The following is a 7365-nucleotide window of genomic DNA, read 5'->3' as shown; positions in this document are numbered from 1 at the left end:
CGAGCCTAGGCGAGGCACCGAGTGGTGGGGCAAGAGCCCTTTGGTTACTTTGGGGCTTTTCCAAAGTGACCCGCCGTAAGGGCGGAACCCATATCAGCCATCACCCAAATAACGGATATGTACTCCGACCAAAAAGCTCCAGCGCCCAACACACAGCTATCGCAGGCAAGCCAGCTCCCACAGTGGTCACCATTTCACCTGGGGATTCTCGGTGTCAGAGGGACCTAATCACATGCTTGATCTCCTGAAACGCCGCCAACCCCCAAGGCCCCAGTTCACGACCAATACTGCTCTGCTTGTAACCGCCCCACGCCGTCTGCGGGAAGATCACCTGCGGCGCATTGATCCACACCATCCCGGCCTGCAACGCGTTGGCCACCCGCTCGGCCGTTTCGGCATTGGCACTGACCACACTGGCCACCAGGCCAAAATCACTGCTGTTGGCCAAGGCCACTGCCTCACTCTCAGTGGCAAAGCGCCTTACACACAGCACCGGGCCAAAGATCTCTTCGTTCCACAACGCGCTGTCCAATGGCACATCGGTAAATACTGTCGGACGAATGAAAAAACCGTTCGGCAGATCCACTGGGCGTTCACCCCCGCACAGCAACCGCGCACCGTCTTCGATGCCACGCTGGATATGCCCCAGCACCTTTTGGTACTGCGCCCGGTTGATCAGCGCGCCCATTTCCACATCGTCGGCAAACGGATCGGCAACGCGAATGCATTCAGCCCGCGCCTGTAAACGAAGCAGGAATTCATCCGCCAGGCTGTCGGCCACCAACACGCGACTGGTGGCGGAACACATCTGCCCGGCGTTGAAAAAACCACCGCCGCACGCCAGTTCAACCGCCAGGTCGAGGTCGGCATCGGCCATGACCAGCAACGACGACTTACCACCCAACTCCAGGCTTACGCCCTTGATGGTTTCGGCGGCGCGTTGCATCACCTGCACGCCGACCGCGTTACTGCCGGTGAAGGAAATTTTGGCCACACGTGGGTCCGCCGCCAGCGGCGCACCCACGGCCAGGCCAGTCCCGCAGACGAGGTTGAAAACCCCCGCCGGCACGCCCGCGTCGGCAATGATCTGCGCCAATTTCAGCTCGGCCAACGGCGTGACTTCTGAGGGCTTGAGTACCACGCAACAACCGGCGGCCAAGGCCGGGGCGAGTTTCCAGGCGGTGGTCACCATCGGGAAATTCCACGGCACGATCAGGCCTACCACGCCGCACGGTTCGCGGCGCAGGCGGGCGCTGAAATTCGCGCTGGGCAGTGCCACCGGGCGGTCCTGCCCGGCGTCCAGCGCTTCGGCGACAGCGGCGTAATACTCGAACGTGGCGATCACGTCGTCCACATCGATACCCGCTTCAAACAGCGGCTTGCCGTTGTTGCTCGACTGCACCTGCATCAGCGGTTCGCGCTGCGCGCTCACACCTTGGGCGATCCTGCGCAACAGTGCGGCGCGATCACGCCCGGTGCTTTTCGACCAGTCGATAAACGCCGCGCTGGCGGCATCCACTGCCAGTCTCACTGCCAACGCATCGCCCACGCTGACCTGGGCCAACGTCGCCTCGCTGGCAGGGTTGATCACGTCCAGCACGGCCTGGCCTTCACGCCAACTTCCGTCGATATACACACCGTTCAACACCGCGCTCATACCGCTACCTCCTTCATCCAAAGTGCCTGGTCAATTTCAATCAGTGTCGGTCCCTGGCGATCTGCGGCGGCGCGCAAGGCGCTGCGCAAGTGCTCGATGCCCTGGATGCTTTCGGCGGCGCAGCCCAGTGCCTTGGCCACGCCGATAAAGTTGGGGGTGTAGATGTCCACGCCAACCGGTTCGATAGCGCGGTTGACCATGTACTTCTTGATCTCTTCGTACCCCTGGTTATTCCACAACAGCACGATGATCGGCGTGCGCGCCTCCACGGCGCTGGCCAGTTCCGGCAGGGTGAATTGCAGGCCGCCGTCACCGATCAGGCACACCACCGGTTGCCCATCGCCACGCCCCAGCCAGGCGCCGATGGCCGCCGGCAAGGCGTAGCCCAAGGTGCCGTAGCCGGTGGAGGAGTTGAACCAGCGGCGCGGATGGTCGGGGTTCAGAGTGAGATTGCCGCTGTACACCGGCTGGGTGGAATCGCCTACCAGCACGGCGCCGGGCAGCGCCTGCAACACGGTGTTGAGAAACTGGGTTTGCGCGCGGGTGGCGGCGTCCCATGCGGGGTTTAATTCGGCCCACAAGCGGGCGACACGCTGGGTGCCCCAGCTGCCATCGCGAGCAGCTAATTCCGTATTGTTCAACTCGGCCAAGAGCGCTTTGGCGGCAATTTGTGCATCGGCTACCAACGCCACGTGCGGCGGGTAGTTGCGCACGGTCTGGTCGGGGTCGATATCGATGCGCAGCAAGGCGCCTGGAATCTCGAAACCGCCGGCAAAGGTGATGTCATAGTCGGTCTCTGCCAGCTCGGTGCCGATGGCCAATACCACGTCGGCTTCGGCTACCAGAGCGCGGGTGGCGACCAGGCTTTGGGTCGAGCCGATCAGCAGCGGGTGGGCGCCGGGCAACATGCCTTTGGCGTTGATGGTCAGCGCCACCGGCGCGCCGAGGGTTTCGGCCAGGCGGGTCAGCTCGGGTGCTGCATCGATGGCACCGCCACCCGCCAGGATCAACGGCCGCTTGGCCGCTGCCAGCAACTGGCTCATCTGCTTCACCGCCTGCGGCGCCGCCCCGGCGCGGGCTACGCTCACCGGCTTGCTACCCAACAGGGCGTCGGCGTTTTCCACCAGCACATCCAAGGGGATCTCGATATGCACCGGGCGCGGCCGCCCGGCCTGGAACAACGCAAATGCCCGCGCCAGTACACCGGGCAACTCTGCGGCTGACATCAAGGTATGGGAGAACGCCGCCACGCCCGCCATCATCGCGCCCTGGTTCGGCAGCTCATGCAACTTGCCGCGCCCGCCGCCCAATTGGCTGCGCGACTGCACGCTGGAAATCACCAGCATCGGGATCGAGTCGGCGTAGGCCTGGCCCATGGCCGTGGTGATATTGGTCATGCCGGGGCCAGTGATGATGAAGCACACGCCGGGCTTGCCGCGGGTGCGCGCATAGCCGTCGGCCATGAAACCGGCGCCCTGTTCGTGGCGCGGGGTGACGTGACGGATGCCGGAGCGGGCCAGGCCGCGATACAGCTCCACGGTATGCACGCCGGGGATGCCGAACACCTGGTCCACACCGTAGCCTTCGAGGAGGTTGACCAATACTTCGCCGCAGGTCGCCATTGAGGTCGCTCTTGTTATGGATTCAAGGCGGTATTGGACCGGCTGGCCGCTAGCGGCAACAATCGATAAAAAGTCATACTAGCTATGTCCTCACGTCATGGCTGTGCCCCGATGAAACGCCTCCCGCCCCTGCCTGCGTTGCACACCTTTTGGGTCACCGCCCAGTGCTGCAACTTCACCCGCGCCGCTGAGCAATTGCACATCACCCAAGGCGCGGTGAGCCGCCAGGTTGCCGGGCTGGAAAACCACTTGGGCTACGCCCTGTTCCAGCGCCAGGCGCGGGGCTTGAGCCTGACCGAAGAAGGCCGCGAATGGTCACTGCGGGCGCAGCAGGTATTTGGCCTGATCGGCGACGCCGTGGAACAGATCGGCCGCCGCCGCCAGACCCTGCAACTCAAGGCCTCCACCTGCGTGATGCGCTGGCTGCTGCCGCGCTTGATGCAATGGCAAAAGGAGCGTCCGGATGTGCCGGTGGAACTCACCACCACCGTGGCCTACACCGTGGACTTTCGGCGTGAGCAATTCGATGCGGCGGTGATCTATGCGCCCATCGCCGAGCAGTCAGCCCAGGCGCGGCATTTGTTTGATGAGCAACTGACACCGGTGTGCGCACCGGCGTTGCTCGGCGGGTTAGGCCGCCCGGCAGACTTACAGCAACAGGTGCTGCTGCACCCCACGCGGGACGAGCGGGATTGGGCGTTGTGGCTCAAAGCGGCGAATACGCGGCTGAGTAATCTGGCCCAGGGGCATCATTTCGAAACCCTGGACTTGGCCATGACAGTGGCGTCCCAGGGGTCAGGCGTGGCGATTGGCGACAGTGCATTGATTGGCGAGGATTTGAAGGCGGGGCGCTTGGTGATGCCGTTTGAACTGCGGGTGCCGACGGGGATGGGGTATTACCTGGTGTATCCGCCGGGGACGCAGCCGTCGCAAGAGCTTGAGGCTCTGATGAATTGGCTCGTGAGCCNTTGGTGATGCCGTTTGAACTGCGGGTGCCGACGGGGATGGGGTATTACCTGGTGTATCCGCCGGGGACGCAGCCGTCGCAAGAGCTTGAGGCTCTGATGAATTGGCTCGTGAGCCAGGCACAACAGCCCTGACACTGTGGATCAAAATGTGGGAGGGGGCTTGCTCCCGATAGCAGTGGATCAGTTACAGATGTATTGACTGGCACACTGCAATCGGGAGCAAGCCCCCTCCCACATTTTTACAGCGTGGTATCAGTAACCCACGGTAAAACGCTGGCGGGAGTGCTTGGGCGATTCGACTTCATCGATCAAGGCGATGGCGTAGTCGGCAAAGCTGATCCAGCTACGACCTTCACTGCTCACCAGCAACTCATCTTTACCCAAGCGGAATTTACCGGTGCGTTCGGTCTCTACAAACTCCGCCGACGGCGACAGGAACGTCCAATCCAGCTCCTTTTCTTGACGCAGCGCTTCAAGAAACTCAGCGCCCGCACTGGCTTCGGCTTTGTATTCCTCTGGGAAACCCTCGCTGTCGATCACGCGAGTACCGTCTGGAAGCAACAATGAACCCGCGCCGCCCACCACCAACAAACGTTTTACACCGGCCTTCTTCACCGGGCCGATCACGGCGCTGGCGGGCAGGGTGGCGAAGTGTGCGGCGCTGATCACCACATCGCTGCCGCTGATGGCCTGTTGCAGGGCTTGGGCGTCCAGCGCGTCGGCTTGCTTGACCGTGACCCCAGGGCGCGCGGCGATCTTGTCGGTATTACGCGCAATAGCCACCACGCTATGCCCACGGCGCAGCGCTTCTTCCAGCAGTTGGCTACCGGCACGGCCGGTGGCACCAATGATTGCAATCTTGCTCATGACGTTCTCCAGTTAGTTAGGGTTTAAGCCATTCACCACTTCATTTCGCCCTTGGCGACTTTGGCGCTCAGTTCAAGCGAACTTTCGTCGGCAAGGGTGGGGTAACGCTTTTTCATCGCCGCGATCAGGGCGGTAGAGTCCTTGGCCTTGGCGGTCTCGGCGTCAAAGGCCTTGATGTAATCGGCCGTGAACGCCACTGATGCCAGGGTTGGCGTGCCCAGGTAGTGACCTGGAATCACCGTGCGCGGTTTCAACTGTTGGATGCGTTGCAGTGTAGCCAGCCAGTCTTTATGAGACTGGGCACTCTGGGTGTCGGCCATCCACAGGTGGATGTTTTCGGCGACGACCACGCCACCGATCACGGCCTTGATCGAAGGAATCCACACAAAACTGCGATCCGGCTGCGGGCCTTCGAGGCCGATCACTTCCAGTTGCTGGCCTTCAAGGCTCAGGCTGTGGCCGTCGAGCACGGCTGGCACGATGGTTTTGGCGGGCTTGTCGGCGCCCATTTTCGGGCCCCAGAATTCCAGTTTGCCGGCCACCGTGGCCTTGATGTGGTCGACCACCGGCTGCGGCGCCAGCACCTTGGCGTCGGGGAACGCCGCGGTCAGGGTGTCCAGGCCGAAGTAGTAGTCCGGGTCGCCATGGCTGATGTAGATGGTGGTCAGGTGCTTGCCGCTGGCGCGGATTTTTTGCACCAATTGTTCGGCTTGGCCTTTGCCGAACTGCGCGTCCACCAGGATCGCGTCCTTGGCACCGCTGACCAACACCGAGGTGACCGGGAAGATCGCTGCTTCGCCAGGGTTGTAGACGTCGAGAGTCAGGTCGGCCGCCGCCGCGTGGGCGGCGAAGGCCAGGGCGGCGGTCGCCAGGGTCAAGCGCTTGAAAGTCGAGAACATGGGGCAGCTCCTGCCATCGTTAAGGGATGCACAGAGCTTAGTTGCACGAAACACAACTAAAAATGCCATGCTGGGACATAGTTTGTTTCTAAAAGCGGGCAGATCATGGATCGTCTTCAAGCAATGCGCGTGTTTGTCACGGTGGTGGACTTGGGCAGCCAGTCGGCCGCTGCCGATCACCTGGACCTGTCGCGCCCGGTGGTGTCGCGCTACCTGGCCGAGCTGGAAGACTGGGTGGGTGCGCGCCTGCTGCACCGCACCACACGCAAGCTCAGCCTGACGGCGGCCGGTAGCGAAACCCTGCCCCGGTGCCGACAAATGCTGGAGCTTGGCAGCGACATGCAGGCCGCCGTCAGCGAGCCGGATGAAGCACCCCGTGGTCTGCTGCGCTTGAGCGTCAGCACCTCATTCGGCCAGGCGCAATTGGCCGAAGCCATCGCCGAGTACGTCAAACGCTATCCGCTGGTGACGGTCGACCTGCAAATGCTCGACCGCACGGTGAACCTGGTGGACGAGCGCATCGACCTGGCCATCCGCACCAGCAGCGACCTGGACCCCAACCTGATCGCTCGCCGCCTCACGCTGTGCCGCTCAGTGGTGTGCGCGTCTCCGGCGTATCTGCTCGAACACCCACGGCCCAAACAGGTGCAAGACCTGGCACGGCATAACTGCCTCACCCATTCCTACTACGGTAAGAGCCTGTGGCATTTCGAGGTGGGCGGCGAGCCGGTGTCGGTGCCGGTGCACGGCAATATCACGGCCAACGAAGCCAGTACCTTGTTGCGCGTGACCCTGGCGGGTGCCGGCGTAGGAATGCTGCCCAGTTACCAGGCGGGCGACTACATCCGCCGTGGCGAACTGGTCCGCCTGCTACCCGAGGCCGAGCCCCGGCAGATGAACATCTACGCGGTGTACGCCTCGCGCAAGCACATGCCCTCGGCGCTGCGCAGCCTGCTGGATTTCCTGGTGCTGCGGTTTCCGGAGCTACCGGCGTGGGACGTCGGCCTGTAAGCCGATATCAAGCGGTTGAATGGCGTCCAATAATGGCAACTCGCCCCGGCTGACCTATGCTTTAAACAGCACTGTTTAGATCCGTGCTGAGGTCTGTGCCATGACTCTAAAAATCAGAAAGTACCTGATGATTTTCTTCCTGTGCGCCTTGGCCACTGCGCTGTATGGCACGGCAGCCTACCGGGTTGAGCAAACACGCATGCAGCCGGTGGCGTTTGCGATCAGTTGTCATCAGGACCAATGTGTTCCGCGTACCGGCAGTTTCAGCGCGTTGCGCTAAAGAAACTGGAGTTATGAAGAACCAAATGTGGGAGCGGGCTTGCTCGCGAATGTGGTGTGTC

The 7365-nt window shown here is 62.3% G+C and carries 7 protein-coding genes; 3 read left to right on the top strand and 4 right to left on the bottom strand.

The window, feature by feature from the left end:
• Positions 1–214: 214 nt before the first annotated feature.
• Positions 215–1657 (bottom strand): aldehyde dehydrogenase family protein, encoded by a 1443-nt coding sequence (locus tag ACLD1Y_RS06740; RefSeq protein WP_429476561.1) that lies wholly within the window; start codon positions 1655–1657, stop codon positions 215–217.
• Positions 1654–3279 carry a 5-guanidino-2-oxopentanoate decarboxylase gene (locus ACLD1Y_RS06735; protein ID WP_429476559.1) on the bottom strand — a complete coding sequence of 542 codons (1626 nt, stop codon included), beginning with the start codon at positions 3277–3279 and terminating at the stop codon, positions 1654–1656. The genes ACLD1Y_RS06740 and ACLD1Y_RS06735 overlap by 4 nt, the downstream gene beginning before the upstream one ends.
• Positions 3280–3390: 111 nt before the next feature.
• On the opposite strand from ACLD1Y_RS06735, the gene ACLD1Y_RS06730 reads away from it, so the two are divergent.
• Positions 3391–4254, top strand: coding sequence for a LysR substrate-binding domain-containing protein (locus ACLD1Y_RS06730; protein WP_429476556.1), 864 nt, complete (start codon positions 3391–3393; stop codon positions 4252–4254).
• Between the two features lie 245 nt (positions 4255–4499).
• Here the strand turns inward: ACLD1Y_RS06730 and ACLD1Y_RS06725 are convergent, their stop codons facing one another.
• Positions 4500–5114 (bottom strand): NAD(P)-dependent oxidoreductase, encoded by a 615-nt coding sequence (locus ACLD1Y_RS06725; protein WP_429476553.1) that lies wholly within the window; start codon positions 5112–5114, stop codon positions 4500–4502.
• 32 nt (positions 5115–5146) lie between these two features.
• A complete protein-coding gene (locus ACLD1Y_RS06720; protein ID WP_429476551.1) occupies positions 5147–6013 on the bottom strand; it encodes an MBL fold metallo-hydrolase in 867 nt (288 codons plus the stop codon).
• Between the two features lie 105 nt (positions 6014–6118).
• On the opposite strand from ACLD1Y_RS06720, the gene ACLD1Y_RS06715 reads away from it, so the two are divergent.
• On the top strand, positions 6119–7024 hold the full coding sequence (locus ACLD1Y_RS06715; RefSeq protein WP_429476549.1) for a LysR family transcriptional regulator: 906 nt from the start codon (positions 6119–6121) through the stop codon (positions 7022–7024).
• A 100-nt stretch (positions 7025–7124) separates the two neighbouring features.
• Entirely contained in the window at positions 7125–7304 is a 180-nt protein-coding gene (locus tag ACLD1Y_RS06710; RefSeq protein WP_429476546.1) for a hypothetical protein, read from the top strand.
• Positions 7305–7365 lie beyond the last annotated feature (61 nt).

Origin of the sequence: Pseudomonas sp. 18175 (genome assembly GCF_050432925.1) — a bacterium.
Classification (GTDB): domain Bacteria; phylum Pseudomonadota; class Gammaproteobacteria; order Pseudomonadales; family Pseudomonadaceae; genus Aquipseudomonas.
The sequence above is the reverse complement of the archived record's forward strand: the minus strand, read 5'-3'. Positions and strand labels throughout refer to the sequence as shown.